This window comes from Sporocytophaga myxococcoides (genome assembly GCF_000775915.1).
Taxonomy (GTDB): Bacteria; Bacteroidota; Bacteroidia; order Cytophagales; family Cytophagaceae; genus Sporocytophaga; species Sporocytophaga myxococcoides_A.
Genome location: NZ_BBLT01000006.1, coordinates 58,889 through 75,244 on the forward strand (window position 1 = coordinate 58,889; position 16,356 = coordinate 75,244).

The window sequence follows — 16,356 nt, forward strand, 5'->3', positions numbered from 1 at the left end:
GTAACAGTAATAAGGTGCTAATATTCTTGCTCTTGCTCATACTCTTGCTGTATTTAAGCAGGTCAAAGGGAATCTTAAGGATGGAATTTTCTAAAAGTGGAAAAAAAAGTACCTTCAAAAAGGTTGCAACAGAGTGAGCAACAGCAACAAGTGTCGCTAATTCTTGCTGTTGCTCGAGCTCTTGCTGTATTTATTCTTCCGGAGGTAACGGCTGAAAATCATCAGTACCTTCAATTCTTTCCAATTCCGTTCCATTTGGGAGATTCAAATGGGGAATAATAGCACGGTCATAGTTTGCAATAGTATTCACATCATATATTCCTGAGTTCTCCGAATCATCTATATAGTCTTCAGTTTCAGTTCCTGACAAGAATCTCCAGCCGCTGTCCCAGCCTTCTTCAGGTTCTTCACGATACATAAATCCAACCGGAAGACCTTCCACAGTAATTTTATCGGAAGCAATACAACCGCCCATTGAGGGGATAAGCTGGACAATATCTACCGAATCGATTTTTAGGCTTTTTTTCATTTTGTAAAATATAGATTTAAATGTAATTAGTTTAAAGTGTGGCGGTTATTTGGTTTTTTATAAAAAAAAGTCCTTCTAACCTTAAAGTGTTTATAAATATAGGAAAGTTGTCTTTATCTTTGAAAACTATCACAATCTATTGAAGAAAAATTACTGAATGAATTTCTCTTTCCTGTCTGATAAACGAACTCCTGCTTTAATAATAATACTTTGCTTATGCTGTTCCTTTTCATTTTCTGATGGCGGTAAAGTTGAGCAGTTAATAAACAGTTTTAATAATCCAGGGATTAGAAACGGGCTTAAAACCTTTTTCAGGGGAGGAGCCGAGAAACAAGTATCATTAGGAGATTATTCAGTTGAAGAATTAATAAAGGAAGCAAACAGTTTTCTGGGAACTCCACATAGAATGGGAGGGACAAGCAAGAAAGGTATAGATTGTTCGGGTTTAGTCCGTGTAACCCATAAAAAGTTTGGAATTTTACTCCCTCATTCTTCACATGAACAGGCAAGATATGGCGATATTGTGCCATCAAAAGATAGTCTTGAAAGTGGAGATCTGGTTTTTTTCTACAATTCTTACAATTCAAGGAATTTTATTACTCATGCCGGGATCTATCTGGGTGAAGAAAAATTCATTCATGCTTCACATTCTCAAGGGGTAATTATTTCATCCATCAATGATGGTTATTGGGGGAAGAGATTTTTATTCGGAACAAGACTAGGAGGTGTAAAAGTTGACGAAGCTTCTTTTTATAAGTCGGTTGCTGCTGATAGTTTTGTAATAAAAGTCAGCGCAGATCATCCCTATATTCAATATTCAGGCAGAATTGATTTATCAGATAAGAAAAAACCTGGTTTTACTTTTCCGGGAGTCACTGTTTCAGCAAAATTCATAGGAAATTCGATTGGTTTCGAACTCAACGATTTTGGTGGAAATGATGATAAAACTGCTAATTATTATACCGTTCTGATTAATGGCCAGATTTCTGAAATAGTGAAATGTATACCAGGTGTACATATTTATCAAATAAAGAAAAATTTAAAGGACACAATTCACGAAATTACCATATTTAAGAGGACAGAAAGTTCTGTAGGTAAATCTGAGTTTATTGGATTTGTACTTGGTAGAAATGGCAAGTTGGTAAGGCCGGCAAACAAGCCTTTAAGGAAAATAGAATTTATAGGTGACTCTTATACTTGTGGTTACGGAAATTCATTAATAATTCCTGCACCTCCTGAAGGAAATCCGAATACAGGCTTCAGCAGTGCAAATGAAGATAATTATTCTGCCTGGGGAAACCTGGTCTCACAAAGACTTAATGCTCAGTACATGTGTACGGCCTATTCAGGAAAGGGAATGTACAGAAACTTTCAAGGTGATACCACTGGAACTTTGCCTAAGATTTATGACAGAGTGTTTCCTGATCAGGAGCTTCCCAAATGGAATTTTGAAAGATATATTCCTGATTTGATAGTTATTCATTTAGGAACCAATGATTTTTATCAGGAAGTTTCCGGTAATTCCAAATTGGATTCTTCCGGATTTGTGAATCAATATACCGCATTTGTGAAAAATGTACGTGAATTATTTCCTGCAGCAAAAATTGTTTGTGTTCCCTCCAATGGTCTTAATGATAGTTGGCCGCCCAATGCATTCCTTTATGCTAAATCGAAGAGGTATGTAGAATCTGTAGTTACTTCTATTAAAGAGGCTGGCGACAAAAATATCTATTCCTTTGTTATGGTACCACAATCAGCCCCTTTTGGTGAAGATTGGCATCCTAGCTTGCATACGCATGAAAGTATGGCACAACAAATTGTACCTTATTTAAAAAAAATTACCGGGTGGGAGTAATCTTTCCGTTTAAAAATCCGTTAAAGGTAAATAACTATACCAGCAGGTGTTTTAAACCTTTACAATTTTTGGGAGTTGAAATTTTATAACCGTCTGGTAAATACTCACCTGAATTCCGCAAACAAACTTTGGTGTTGAACAGATTAACGGTGATTGGATAAGTTTTTATTTAAATCTATTTTACTTATAAATGAATATTTACGTGGGAAACCTCAATATTGAGGTGAACGAAGAACAACTCAGAGATCTTTTTCAAAGATTCGGCCAGGTACAAAAAGTGAGACTAATGAAAGACAAATATTCAGGAGTTTCTATGGGAACGGCATTTATTGAAATGTTAAATGACCGGGATTCAATGAAGGCTATCAATGGATTAAATAATTTCAATCTGCAGGGAAGAAAGATAGTCGTTAATAAAGCACGCCCTAAAGCCCCCTTAAAAAAGAACAGCGGCAATAGTAACTGGTAAGTAAATAAATTTTATGGAATTTAATAATTGAAAATTAGCAATATCTCAATTATCTTTTTATATTTACCAAAATATTAAAGCGAATTAGTATTTTTAGCACTTTATGTATTATTAAATCCACAGTCCTAAAAGTAAAATTCCACTTTAAAAACACAATCAGTTTAATAATTTATTTAACAATTTAATAATGCAAAAAGGCGTAGTAAAATTTTTTAATAACTCGAAAGGATTTGGGTTTATTAAAACAGAAGGAACTGGAGAAGAAATCTTTGTTCACGTAAGTGGCTTAGCTGATCAAGTTCGTGAGAATGATAAAGTAACATTTGAGGTTCGTCAAGGAAAAAAAGGTCCAAACGCGGTTAACGTGAAGATCGAAAAATAGATATTTGTACCTGTTATTTTGAAAAGGCTGTATGAATCATACAGCCTTTTTTTATGTTTTTTCATTTAAAATTCACTTTTTTTGATATTCTATCAGGTTTTTATGAATCGTCTATTTCAAGAACATACTGTTCATCTGGATTTGCTGCCTGATCAGCGGTGGGCTTTCTTGATTGATTATAAAGAAGCTATAAATGATCTGCTTCAATGCTACTTAAACGATTTTGAGGGGGCTGACTTTATTTTTGATAATATTGAGCTATTTAAAAATGCTATTATTTCAGAAGAGTATCTGAAGGAAATTGATTTTATCGCTTCTATTTCAAATTTTTCCCCAAGCGAGGTTCTGATAGCCAACTTATATTATGATATTTTGAAATTTTACTTTGGATGCACTGCTTTTGCAGTAAGTAATGGTCAAACAGTAATGCATGGAAGAAATCTGGATTGGCATACAGAAAATAATCTACTAGGAAAACATTCTCTGATTTTAAACTTTAAACGGGAGGGGAAAACCCTTTTTAAAACCATTGGGTGGCCAGGATTTATCGGGACTTTGTCAGGTATACGTCCTGGTAAGTTTTCTCTTACATTGAATGCCGTTTTAAGTGGAGAATCTCCTGAAATTGCAGTTCCGATTTCTTTCTTATTAAGAGATATTTTAACCTCTTCCAGTACTTTTCAGGAAGCGAAACAAAAACTTGAAAATACTAAAATTGCCAGTGACTGTCTGATTTTGCTTTCAGGTATTTTAGCAGATGAAAAAGTTGTTATTGAACGGACGCCCAATAGGTCTGCAACCAGGGCATCAGACTCTGGCTATATAATTGTCACCAATGACTACAAGAAAATTCAGAATAATACATCCGCAATCAGTGTCCTTCAGGCGACCTCATGTGGACGATATGAAAGAACAGAATTCTTTTTAAAAGACGCAATACCTTAGAATTTGGAAAGATGTATGGACATCTTGATGGATGATGGTGTCAGGATGAATATAACTGTTCAGCAAATGGTTTTCGATAATATTACGGGCGATATATTATGTTATACCAATTGCTAATGGATAAAACTTTTATCACGCAGCTCCGGCACCAGGTCTTTTAACCGATTCTATATTTACAAGTACTTTTCTGTTTTGCTTTTTGGATTTTGACTGATTTTTATTTTGCTGAACTTCTGCAAAATTTGGTTTAGGAAGATTTTCTATTTTTACATTCTCTGAAGGACTGAAAACTACTTTTTTATTTTCAGTATTTTTTTCAAAGTAACTGTTAATATGATTGTTTAAGGTTTCAAGGCAAATGCTGGAGCTTATAAAGTAATTTACTCCATATCTTCTGACTTTATCCTGTGTGTCTTTATCTATATTGTCCTGCATTACTACAATCAGAACATTGTCTTTGTGAATGTCATGTGAAAATTTATAGCCTTCAAGAAAGTCAAAACCATCTGCAATAGGAGTATTCATGTTTAAGACCACAACTGTTTTTGAGTCTACTGTTCTATGGCTGATTTGATTAAGATAAAGTAGGGCATGACCTCCGTTTAAGGTCACTTTTAATTGATCTACTAAGCCAGAATCAACAATCTTTTTTTCGTTAAGGCAGTTTGTTTTTGCATCACAATCAACAAGAAGTAATCTATTAATTTTCATAAGCCTTTAGATTTTATAGTTTTTTGTACGATTCGGTAACAAACATTGTTGCATAATTCAGGAATTTGCGGGATTTCCCTGAGTTATATCTCCCGAATTTCTCTGCGACCGGCTTAATATGAAATTTATATTTCGGGAGAAATTATAAAGTGTTGAATTATAGGTAAACAAATAAAATATTCTTCAAATAAGCAAATTTTTTATTAAATGTTTACTATTATTCAAAATTGGTGACTTGTTAGTATTAATTTAAAATACCTCACAACGTTTTAGAGTGTTGTAGTTTTTTAACAGAATGGTAATAAAAACTTAATATAACTTTTTGGTTGGCCATTCTCCTTCTTTCGTACTTGCCTCGAAATATTTGGAGTAACATGTTTAGTAGAATTAAGCTCAGGCTTTTCATTGTGTATAGCATTTTTGTCGGGATAATAATATCGATGGGTTGTTGTTTTATATACTTTCTGAACCAGCGTGAGCTGAGTTTTAGGATGATTCACAGAATACATAATGTTTCATACAAAGTGTTTTCTCTGAATGCTGTAGAGCAGGATTTCGTCCATTATGATTCAAAAAAGCCGACCTACCATTTTACTCATACTAGTGCATATATAAGAAAGCATAGGCAACTTATTGAAGAAATACACTTCACAATAGAAAGTCTATTAAACGAATTTCTTCTTAAAGAAAATGAATCAATGAAACTTCAGTTAAAAGAAGTAGTGCGTGAGATCGAAGATTATCAAAGAACATTTGGAGTTCTGGTAAAAATGATTGAAAAAAGAGGGACCCACATCTACGGGCTGGAAGGAGAGTTGAGGAAAAGAAAGGAAACTTTGCAAAAATACAGATCTTTCATTGGTGCAGAAATATTTGAAAGCCTCATGCAAAATGAAAAAGATTATTTTATTTCTAAAGATTCATTATATGTATTTAATAATGAATACCTGATCAGTGAATCGAAAAAGGGTGTAATGAAGATTAAAGAAATTCCCCTGGGCATTGAGGAAAATGTCAGTCTTGCATTGGATGATTACTTGAAGACATTTAAAGATGTAGTGTTAGTCGAACGTTCAATAGGTTATAGCAATGAAGCGGGGTTGTTGGGTAGGCTTATAGTGCATAATCAAAAAATAAGAGAGCTCATGACTGGCATAGAGAATGAGACTGTTGTGTTCAACGAAAGTCTGAAAGATGATTTAAAGAAAATGTTGTTTGGGATACTATTCATCTGCATCCTGATTTCACTGGGCTTAAGTTTTTTCTTTTCTTCAATGCTCACTAGGCCAATCAGAACTTTAACAACAGAGCTTGAGCGTGTGGTTAAAAGCAATTTTACTGATGGTTTCAGGGATATTAAATTTTCAGATAAAGATGAAGTAGGAATTTTAAGCAGGAGATTTATTTCTATGGTTACAACTATACAGGATGGTATGAAGGAGATTAAGGAATATTCCAAGAAAATAGAAAGACAAAATGTCGCCTTACTGAAAAGTGAACTTGATTTCAGATCTACTTTTGAACAAGCTGCTGTGGGTATTGCGCATATAGATTTTAACGGGACAATATTAAGAGTAAACAAAAAGCTTTGCGAAATATTAGATTTTAGTTCAGAGGAACTACTCCATCTTAATGCTTCCAGAAAATTCATAAGAGATACTATAGAGATGAATGGAGAGCAGTATGGCAAGCTGTTGCTCAATGCTGCGGAGTACATAACGCTTGAGCAACAGATTAAGCATCGTTCTGGTAAGATGATCTGGGTATATTTAACTTGTTCTATGAAGTTTGATAAATATGGAATACCTGAATATCAGATCTGGGTAGTTCAGGATATCTCTGAGAGAAAGAAGGCAGAGTCAGAGTTATTGTATAAAAATCAGGAATTAGATACGTTCTGTTATAAGGTATCACACGATCTCAAAGGTCCTGTTGCTTCACTTAAAGGCTTATGTTCTACAGCCAGATTGGAGATTAAAGATCCGCTTGCAGTTGAATATTTCTCTCAGATAGATTCAACGCTTATCAGGCTTAATGAAATTATATATAATCTTATTGAACTTACTAAAATAAAAGAAGGACAGGTTGATCTTACTCTTATCGAGCCTGAAATTCTTATAAAGAATGCATTGGTAATACTTCAGAAAACTGATTACATGCAGAAGATAGATATTGCCATTGATACTTATGCTGTTAATGAATTATTCAGCGATTACAGATATCTTAATACGATATTTCTAAATCTTCTTGAAAATGCTTTAAAATATTCAAAGAATCAGGAGGATTCATTTATAAGAATCACTATTGCAGATCATAAAAAAGGAATATTAATTACTTTTGAAGATAATGGAATTGGTATAGAACGAGAGTTTCAGGCAAAAGTATTTGACATGTTTTTCAGAGCTACAGACTATTCTAAAGGGAGTGGTCTTGGACTTTACCTTGTAAAAAATGCAGTTGAGAAGGTGAACGGAACCATTGATCTTAAGAGTGAAGCAGGTAAAGGGACAACTTTTTTTGTTTATTTGCCTAACCTTATAAAAAATGAATTAAAGGCTACTGCAAAATTGAATTAAGGATTTTTCCGGTAATCAGGTATGATGAATGATATGAATTTAACTGGGCATAATCAGATTTTCAAAAAAGTCATACATGGTAGATATATAATCATAAAACTTATTCAAGCTTTAGTCTTTCTTCTTCCAGATCTATCTGATGCAGAAATTTTCTAATGATATCTTCATCGATATGCTTTTCCTTTTTATTCAAGTGTAAAAGTAACCGGCGCTGTTTTTCAAGAATATTACCATATATAGTTTTATTTCTTAAAGACATTTCAGAATTTTCATCCGAGTTTAATTGATTTTCCCATTTGCTGAATAGCTTTTGCAGGTGTAAACTATGTTCTAATTCTGCCTTATAATTTTCTGTAAGGTATTTCAAAGATTCTTTTGCCAATGCTTCCCGAATTATCCTTTGGGTTTCTTCTTCGGGAAGATGATCCTTGAAGACAGGTAATTTTATTTTTTTAATGAGAATAGGAAGTGTTAATCCTTGTAACATCAAGGTTACAAGAATCACGATAAACGTGATGTACAATATCAGATTACGATGAGGGAAAGGCACTCCATTTGCAAGGGTTACCGGAATAGAAAGAGCAGCTGCCAGAGAAACCACTCCACGCATTCCTGTCCAACCCAGTAAAAGAGGAGCTTTTAAGCCTGGATTACTTTCAGCAACTTTAATAAAATGACTTGCAATCAAAGTCACAACTAAAGCTCCATATGCAGCAAGTATTCTTCCAATGATGAGTGCCAAAGTAATGAACAATCCATATGAAGTTGCACTATAAAAGCTAAAACCCTCTTTTTGTAATCCTGAAATAATTTCAGGAAGGTCCAGACCAATCAACAAAAAGACCAATCCATTCAATAAGAATATAAGACTTTGCCATACATTCTCCCCACTCAGTCGAGATGATCCTGTCAGAAATTGATGTCTGAAATTAGATAAATACAATCCTCCGCTGACTACTGCCAGTACCCCGGATGCATGGACACCTTCAGCTAAGATGTACATTGCATAAGGTGTTACGAGCGTAAGAATGATATCCATGTTAACGTCAGTAGGAAGCCATTTGTGGGCTTTCAAAAATAGTATACCAACGATTAAACCGATAACGATTCCTCCAATGACCATCCAGAAAAAATTCAGTGCAGCTTGATACCAGACAAATTGCCCGGTTGCAACTACTACCATTGCGAAACGAAATATAATAAGTGAGGATGCATCATTTAACAAACTTTCACCTTCCAGGATAGTAGACATTCTTTTAGGTGCTTTTACAAATTTTAAAATTGCACTTGCGCTTACAGCATCCGGAGGAGACACGATGCCGCCCAACAAAAAACCTAATGCAAGTGAAAATCCGGGAATGATAGCATTTGCAAAGAAAGCTATAGCAATGGCAGTGAGGAAGACAACAATAAAAGCAAAACTTCCTATAATTCTTCTCCAATGCCAAAGTTCCTTCCAGGAATTTGTCCAAGCTGCTTCATATATTAGTGGAGGTAAGAAAATTATGAAAATCAATTCAGGGTCTATTTTCATAGCGGGAATAAATGGAATAAAACTAATCGTCAATCCACCTAGAACTAATAATACAGGGTATGCAACTTTAATTTTATTGCTCAGCATTATCAACAGGACTATAAAAACGATAAGGGCTAAATAAAACGGAAAAAGGTTCAGCATATCTACTTTATTTGGGGAATAGTTTCGTTTTTTTAGATGGTTTGTAGTTTAAATTTCACTGGTATGAAAATAAGTCTTATCCTATACTTGTTAAGTTTTTGGATCATGTTGTCTTAGTGTCCTCATATAAGTAAATTATTATTCATTAAGATTAAAAGGAATATATATACAACTTGGTAATTATTAAATAGATAGAAAGACCAGGAGATTTTATATAAAAATTTTAAAGAAATATTTGCGTAGTCAAGTAGCTACATATATATTTGTAGTCAAATAGCTACATAATGAATTTAAGACGAGATGTGTTTCAGGCTATAGCCGACCCAACAAGACGAGCAATACTTCTGTTGGTTGCTTCCCAATCCATGACCGCAGGAGCAATAGCAGCCAACTTTGACACTGCCAGACCAACTGTTTCGAAACATCTGCAAATACTTACTGAATGCGAATTGCTTAAGCAGGAGCAAAATGGCCGTGAGATGCACTATCATTTAAACCCTACCAAAATGAAAGAGATTGCAGACTTCATTGAACCATTCCGTAAGATGTGGGATGACAGGTTTAATAAATTGGAAGCTATTATGAAAAAATACAAGTCAAAAGAATAATAAAGCCGTATGGAGTTAAAAACAAAGATCAATGCCATGGATGGCAAACAAGAGATTGAGATTACAAGGGAGTTTGAATTGCCATTGGAATTACTTTTCAGAGCATACGTTGAACCTGAAATAGTAGAGCAATGGATGGGAACGAAGGTATTAAAACTGGAGAATAAAAAGCACGGAAGTTGGCAATTTGAAACGCTCGATCCCAAAGGGAATAAATACGGATTTAATGGAGTCATTCATGAATTTATTCCGAATGAGAAAATTACAAGAACATTCGAAATGGAGAGTGCACCTTTTGGCCCGCAGCTTGAGTTCTTAGAATTTGAGAAGCTTGGTGACGATAGGAGCAAACTTACCATGCACGTAATATACAGGTCCGTAACCATAAGAGATCAGATACTTCAGTTACCATTTGCTCAAGGAATCAATATGGCACATAACAGATTACAAGAAATTGGAAATAAATTAAAGTAACATAAACATCTTATGACAAAGAGAAATAAAATTATTTATTGGGTTGCTACCCTTTGGATGTCCCTTGGAATGCTTTCTGGCGGAATTGCACAATTATTTCAGGTGAAAGACGCAGTAGACGGTGTCGTGCGTTTAGGTTATCCATCCTATTTCCCAGCTATTATTGGTTTTTGGAAAATTTTAGGCGTGATTGCAGTGCTGATTCCAAGGTTTCCATTGCTAAAAGAATGGGCATATGCAGGCTTTTTCTTTTGCATGTCTGGAGCGTTATATACACACATCGCTGTTGGAGACCCTGCAAAGGAAAGTATCGGACCTGTGTTACTAATTATTTTGATTGTAGTATCTTGGTATTTCAGACCTGCTGAAAGAAGATTAATTTCATCAATTCAATAATAATTATATGAATCCCAAGGTTGACTTTTATTTTGATAAAGCCCAAAAATGGCAGGAAGAAATCGGGCAATTGAGGAAGATTGTTCTTGGCTGCGGGCTTTCTGAAGAATTGAAGTGGGGTTCTCCTTGTTATGTTTCTGAGAAAAGAAACATTGTTTTAATACATGTATTTAAAGACTATTGTGCACTTTTGTTTTTTAAAGGCGCACTCTTAAAGGATAACAAAGGCATTCTGATCCAACAAACAGCAAATGTTCAGGCTGCAAGGCAGGTTCGGTTTTCTAATATTAAAGAAATATTGAAGTTGGAAAAGGCATTGAAGTCTTATATTTACGAAGCTGCTGAAATTGAAAAAGCTGGTTTGAAAGTAGCATTGAAAAAGACCTCTGATTATTCTATACCTGAAGAGTTCCAAAAGAAACTGGATAAAATGAAGCCTTTAAAAACTGCATTTGAAGCATTGACTCCTGGGCGACAAAGGGCATATTTGTTTTATTTTTCTCAACCCAAGCAAGCCAAGACACGTGAATCAAGAGTTGAAAAATGTATTCAACAAATACTCGATGGAAAGGGGTTAACTGATTAGTATAATTAAATTGTGACTGTTTTTAATTTTTGTAGGTAAATAAGAGGATAGAATTATGGCTAATAAAAAGAAATTGTCAGCAAAAGAAAGTGAAGAGTTGCTCAGTACATTAAAAGTGCGTTTTGAAAAAAACATGAATCGCCATAAAGGCATAGATTGGGCTACTGTACATAATAAACTTATTGCTGCAGCTGGCGCAGAAAAACTATGGTCCCTCAATGAAATGGAAAAAACAGGAGGTGAACCTGATGTGGTTGGATTCGATAAAAAGACTGGTGAATTTATTTTTATTGATTGTTCAGCAGAAAGCCCTAAAGGCAGAAGAAGTATATGTTATGATCACGAAGCACTGGAAGCAAGGAAAGAACATAAACCGAATGACAGTGCAATTCAGATGGCATTTGACATGGGTATTGAGATTCTGACAGAAGAGGAATACAGGCACCTTCAGAAACTTGGTAACTTTGATACTAAAACTTCCAGCTGGGTGAAAACTCCTTCAGATATAAGAAAATTAGGTGGTGCAATCTTTTGTGATAGACGCTATAATACTGTTTTTATGTATCATAATGGCGCGGAGTCTTACTATGCAGCCAGAGGATTCAGAGGTTCTCTGAGAGTTTAGTTAAAATTGAAATTGATAGAAAAAATAAGGATCAGAGTTAATCTTAGCTAAGACTCCAACCAGATAATATCTCAGTTATCTAATCATTCAAAACAAAAGCCAGTTAGTTTAATATAACTGGCTTTTCGTATTCATTTTTACTCCTTGTTTAAAAATTCTCTTTTTGGCTTAAAAGATTGTATTTTATATCTTTAATCACCAATGTCACTTTTATCAATTCTTATAAATCAGAAAATGTTAAGTATTAAAAGTAAAGTCTTTTTTAAGATGATTCTATGCTTTTTGTGTATTTTTCTTTGTTCAGCATGGGTTTATAAATCAGAAGAAAAACCCCTTTACAAAAATTCCTTATTACCAGCAGAGGAGAGAGCAGCCGATCTGCTTTCCCGAATGACCATTGAAGAAAAAACAGTCCAGCTTATTGGCTTTTGGGATATTGATGGAACAAAAGTACTTACGGGAGACAGTACATTCAATGAAAAAATATTTCAGGAGATTTTCAGATATGGGATTGGTGAAATTGGTCCGATGAATTTGCCAATTGAAAAAGATGTGAAGTGGAAAAATGCTGCTCAGAAATTTCTTCTGACTAAAACACGTCTAGGGATTCCTGCAATTTTCCACGACGAAGGTTGTCATGGCCTGATGAAGCCAGAAGCTACTGTGTTTCCCATGACAATAGGACTTGCGTCTTCCTGGGATGAAAAATTATTTGAAGATGTATATGATGTCACTGCTCGTGAAATGCGCGCACGAGGTGGGCATCAGGCACTCACACCTATATTGGATGTTGGGAGAGATCCTAGGTTCGGAAGAATAGAAGAGTTTTACGGTGAGGATCCATTTCTGAATAGTCGTCTTGGAGCAGCTCAGGTAAGAGGTTTGCAAGGGGGGAGCACAGGAGTAATTGATCAATATCATGTCTTGGCTACACTTAAGCATTTTACAGCGCATGGTAGTCCTGAAGGAGGTTTAAACAGAAATTCTGGAAACATCAGCATGAGGGATCTCCGGGAAATTCATATTTACCCGTTTCAATATGTAATAGAACAGGCAAAACCAGCAGCAGTGATGGCATCATACAATGAAATTGACGGAGTCCCATCACACTCCAATGCCTGGTTATTACAGGAAGTGTTAAGAAAGGAGTTAGTTTTTAAAGGATTAATCGTTTCTGATTATGAAGGGATACGCCAGTTACATGCTGATCATAAAGTTGCTGAAGGGTCTAAAGAAGCAGCGTTACTTGCATTAAAAGCGGGAGTGCAGATCGAGCTTCCTCTTCCGGATTCATATCATACAATACCAGAATTGATTAAAGAGAATAAATTAGACATTTCTTTGATAGACTCCTATGTCAAACAAATCCTTATTCTGAAGTTTAACCTTGGACTTTTTGAAAATCCTTATGTTAAAGTATCCGATGCAATTGCGGAGGCTAAGAAAGCCACGTCTCAAAAGCTTGCATTGAAGGCTGCCCAGAAATCAATTATATTATTGAAGAATAAAGATAACGTGTTGCCGCTTTCTACCAATAAATATAAGAAGATAGCAGTAATAGGTCCGAATGCAGATTTTGCGTATCTCGGCGGGTATAGCGGGACTCCTTATTATAATGTTTCTATTCTGGATGGAATTAAAAAAAGAGCTGGAAATAGTGCTGAAGTGATTTATGCTAAAGGCTGTGAGATTACTCAAAATCATAAAAAGAATTCTTTTTATAACTGGAAGTATGCGTTGGATATTAAGCTTGCAACACCAGAGCAGAATAAACCTCTTATTGAAGAAGCACGAAAGGTAGCTTTGGGTTCTGACGTCGTCATCCTTGTTGTGGGTGATAATGAGACTACTTGCCGGGAAGCATGGATGAAAGGGCACGAAGGGGATAGAAGTTCTTTAGATCTTTTAGGTTCTCAAAATGAACTTATCAATACTATTGTAGCAACAGGGAAGCCGGTAATCATATATCTCATGGGAGGACGACCATTGGCAATCGGTCATCTTAAAGAAAATGAAGGAGTAAAAGCTATTCTTGAAGGATGGTATATGGGACAGGAGACAGGTAATGCTGCTGCTTCAATATTATTCGGTGATATTGCTCCTTCGGGTAAACTCACTGTTTCCCTTCCTAGGTCTGCTGGACATATACCTGTATATTATAGTAGAAAGTCCATGTCCCGAGCATTTGATTACGCCTTTTCAGATAATGAACCTGTATATGCTTTTGGTCATGGATTAAGTTATGTATCCTTTGAGTATAGCAGTCCTAAATTAAGTAAGCCAATCATAAATAGTTCTGGTTCAGTGACTCTAACTGTGGATGTTACCAATAAAGGGCATATGCAGGCAGAAGAAGTTGTACAATTGTATATCAGAGATCAGGTTGCTTCTGTAACAAGACCCGTTAAGGAACTTAAAGGTTTTAAACGAGTGACACTGAATCCAGGAGAAACCAAGACAGTTTCATTTATAATAGATCCACCTTTATTATCATTCTATGATATCAGAATGAATTATGGTATAGAGCCGGGGAAGTTTACACTTATGACAGGTGGAAATTCTACAGACTTAAAAAGTGTTGAACTCGAGGTAAGGTAACTTCCTGAATGCTTTAAAATCTGTATCTGCTTTTTGAGATTATTTTTATGATTATTCCTGATTGTTGAACCGATTATTTGAATCTTAGAACCAGGTCTCTGTTATACACATTCTGCAACAATACCAGTTTGTGACCGTAAATGTTAGAGTTTTAATAAATGTTAAAAACTGAGAATAATGAAAAAAATAATTTTACTAATGTTTTTTTGTCTGTTAGGAACTTTAGGGTTCTCTCAGGCAATTCCGGAAAAGGCAAATACAATTGTAATTACACTCCCGGATTCCAATGGAGTGCTAGACAAAGTGAAGGAAGTCTTTCTTGAAAAAGATTATACCCTAAAGGCTGGTAAAGGAACTTCAAAAGTGGTCACCAATCCTAAAACGCTTAAAGGTGGGAAGACCAGAGTAAACCTTATCGCGGAAATAAAGGGTGCTGAAGTATGGCTTTCAGGAAATATATCTATTGCTGCACAAGATGGGATGAAAATTGAATATAAAGGAAATAAAGGTACTCCAATCATGGATGCATGGGAAGAATTGGAAAAAGTAGCAAAAGCGTTTGGGAAAAAAATGAAATATGAAGTGAAATAATCAAATGGGTATTTTATGCAGCAAGGGTGTTTTTGAGAAATCCTTGCTGTTGCTTTTTTTGTACCTTTTTAACCATGCTGCATAAGTTAGATCGTTCTAACAAACCTGCTGATGTTCATTATAAAACCTAAGTGAAGCGCTTCATGATAATTATTAAATGCAAAGGCATTAGTTAATGATCCAAGATGAAAACCTGTGCATCTTAAAAGTAATAAATATACCATCATAAAAATCATTTTTTTAATTTATCAACTTCTTTAAGGTTTGGTTGCTCATTGACGTAATACCTGATTTAAAATATACCATCATAAAAATCATTTTTTTAATTTATCAACTTCTTTAAGGTTTGGTTGCTCATTGACGTAATACCTGATTTATGCAGATTAATTAATTCATCAGAAATATGCCAAGGCAATTCTGATGTCTTTTAATTTCCATGTTTTATAACCTTCTTTTAATTTTTCAAATCTAATTCAAAGTTTTTTCCAGTTTTATTATTCTGAAGAATGAAAATATCTTGATAAATGGAAATACAGGGTCAAATTCAAATTTCTTTACACCAAAATTGGCCCGGTTTGCATATTTGTGATGGTTATTCTGGAATAATTCACCAAGCATTAGTAAGTCTACAGGCAGGGTGTTTTTAGATTGATCACCGTTTTTAAAATTGCAGTAACCAACTTTATGGCCAAACCAGTTCACAATAGCTCCGTGTACGGGTGACATAAGAAAATGTACAGGTAGTAACAAAAACATCCACCATTGTGTAGCAAATATGGAATAAAAGCCTACATAAATAATACCCCATGCTATTCTTGATATTCCCATTTCTCCAATCTTATCAATAAGCTTCCATTCAGGAAGATTTTTTTTGAATCCGGGATCTGAGTTCAGATTATTGTCTACAATATCATTATAAATCTTCCTTGTCTTCCACATCATTAAAAAAGCATTTTTATTGTGGTGTGGAGAATGTGGATCCCTTTCTGTATCACTATAAGCATGATGCATTCTATGAAGAATTCCATATGCTCTTGGTGTTAAATAGGAAGATCCCTGGCTGAAATATAGAATAAGATAAAAGAACCTTTCCCATGCTTTATTCATAGTGAACATTCTATGGGCGCTGTATCTGTGCAAAAAGAATGTTTGGGAGAATAATGAAATGTACCAGTGTGAAATAAAAAAGATAATGATAAACATAATTTTGGTGCTCTTAAGAAGAATTGAATGTTATTTTATATTGTTCAGACTTTCTGATTTTTATAAAATTGAATATCCTTTAGTAATCAATAAACAGCAGAATTGTTTATATTACTGTTAAAGAAATGCA

At 34.8% G+C, this 16,356-nt stretch carries 16 protein-coding genes; 12 read left to right on the plus strand and 4 right to left on the minus strand.

The features are described from left to right. Positions 1-190: 190 nt before the first annotated feature. Positions 191-529 (minus strand): DUF2185 domain-containing protein, encoded by a 339-nt coding sequence (locus MYP_RS14720; RefSeq protein ID WP_045464848.1) that lies wholly within the window; start codon positions 527-529, stop codon positions 191-193. 157 nt (positions 530-686) lie between these two features. Here MYP_RS14720 and MYP_RS26125 point away from each other — a divergent pair, with 157 nt between their 5' ends. From MYP_RS26125 to MYP_RS14745, 4 genes are all read left to right on the plus strand, one after another. After that, complete coding sequence (locus MYP_RS26125; RefSeq protein ID WP_156140650.1) at positions 687-2,384, plus strand: NlpC/P60 family protein; 1,698 nt, start codon at positions 687-689, stop codon at positions 2,382-2,384. 190 nt (positions 2,385-2,574) lie between these two features. Continuing rightward, positions 2,575-2,853 carry an RNA recognition motif domain-containing protein gene (locus MYP_RS14735; RefSeq protein ID WP_045464849.1) on the plus strand — a complete coding sequence of 93 codons (279 nt, stop codon included), beginning with the start codon at positions 2,575-2,577 and terminating at the stop codon, positions 2,851-2,853. 187 nt (positions 2,854-3,040) lie between these two features. Beyond that, entirely contained in the window at positions 3,041-3,235 is a 195-nt protein-coding gene (locus MYP_RS14740; protein WP_028980522.1) for a cold-shock protein, read from the plus strand. Between the two features lie 102 nt (positions 3,236-3,337). After that, a complete protein-coding gene (locus MYP_RS14745; protein WP_045464852.1) occupies positions 3,338-4,180 on the plus strand; it encodes a C45 family autoproteolytic acyltransferase/hydolase in 843 nt (280 codons plus the stop codon). 132 nt (positions 4,181-4,312) lie between these two features. Here MYP_RS14745 and MYP_RS14750 read toward each other — a convergent pair whose 3' ends face one another. Next, the gene (locus MYP_RS14750; RefSeq protein WP_045464854.1) at positions 4,313-4,891 is read right to left on the minus strand and encodes a hypothetical protein; all 579 of its coding nucleotides are present in this window, start codon (positions 4,889-4,891) and stop codon (positions 4,313-4,315) included. A gap of 491 nt (positions 4,892-5,382) precedes the next feature. On the opposite strand from MYP_RS14750, the gene MYP_RS25165 reads away from it, so the two are divergent. Further along, a complete protein-coding gene (locus tag MYP_RS25165; protein ID WP_052430230.1) occupies positions 5,383-7,467 on the plus strand; it encodes a sensor histidine kinase in 2,085 nt (694 codons plus the stop codon). A gap of 100 nt (positions 7,468-7,567) precedes the next feature. On the opposite strand, the gene MYP_RS14760 is transcribed toward MYP_RS25165, so the two are convergent. Beyond that, complete coding sequence (locus MYP_RS14760) at positions 7,568-9,145, minus strand: Na+/H+ antiporter (RefSeq protein WP_045464856.1); 1,578 nt, start codon at positions 9,143-9,145, stop codon at positions 7,568-7,570. A 284-nt stretch (positions 9,146-9,429) separates the two neighbouring features. Between MYP_RS14760 and MYP_RS14765 the strand changes: the two genes are divergently transcribed. The 7 genes from MYP_RS14765 (at position 9,430) to MYP_RS14795 (ending at position 15,023) form a co-directional block, all read left to right on the plus strand. Next, on the plus strand, positions 9,430-9,753 hold the full coding sequence (locus MYP_RS14765) for an ArsR/SmtB family transcription factor (protein ID WP_045464859.1): 324 nt from the start codon (positions 9,430-9,432) through the stop codon (positions 9,751-9,753). A gap of 9 nt (positions 9,754-9,762) precedes the next feature. Then, positions 9,763-10,227: an SRPBCC domain-containing protein gene (locus tag MYP_RS14770; protein WP_045464861.1), complete on the plus strand. Its 465-nt coding sequence runs from the start codon at positions 9,763-9,765 to the stop codon at positions 10,225-10,227. A 12-nt stretch (positions 10,228-10,239) separates the two neighbouring features. After that, positions 10,240-10,623, plus strand: coding sequence for a DoxX family protein (locus tag MYP_RS14775; protein ID WP_045464863.1), 384 nt, complete (start codon positions 10,240-10,242; stop codon positions 10,621-10,623). Positions 10,624-10,630: 7 nt separating this feature from the next. Beyond that, on the plus strand, positions 10,631-11,209 hold the full coding sequence (locus MYP_RS14780; RefSeq protein ID WP_045464864.1) for a YdeI/OmpD-associated family protein: 579 nt from the start codon (positions 10,631-10,633) through the stop codon (positions 11,207-11,209). Between the two features lie 55 nt (positions 11,210-11,264). Beyond that, positions 11,265-11,834, plus strand: coding sequence for a DUF4256 domain-containing protein (locus MYP_RS14785; RefSeq protein WP_045464866.1), 570 nt, complete (start codon positions 11,265-11,267; stop codon positions 11,832-11,834). A gap of 234 nt (positions 11,835-12,068) precedes the next feature. Further along, a complete protein-coding gene (locus MYP_RS14790) occupies positions 12,069-14,432 on the plus strand; it encodes a glycoside hydrolase family 3 N-terminal domain-containing protein (RefSeq protein WP_197060089.1) in 2,364 nt (787 codons plus the stop codon). Between the two features lie 177 nt (positions 14,433-14,609). Next, the gene (locus tag MYP_RS14795; RefSeq protein WP_045464868.1) at positions 14,610-15,023 is read left to right on the plus strand and encodes a hypothetical protein; all 414 of its coding nucleotides are present in this window, start codon (positions 14,610-14,612) and stop codon (positions 15,021-15,023) included. A gap of 468 nt (positions 15,024-15,491) precedes the next feature. On the opposite strand, the gene MYP_RS14800 is transcribed toward MYP_RS14795, so the two are convergent. Then, positions 15,492-16,226 (minus strand): acyl-CoA desaturase, encoded by a 735-nt coding sequence (locus MYP_RS14800; RefSeq protein ID WP_045464870.1) that lies wholly within the window; start codon positions 16,224-16,226, stop codon positions 15,492-15,494. Positions 16,227-16,356 lie beyond the last annotated feature (130 nt).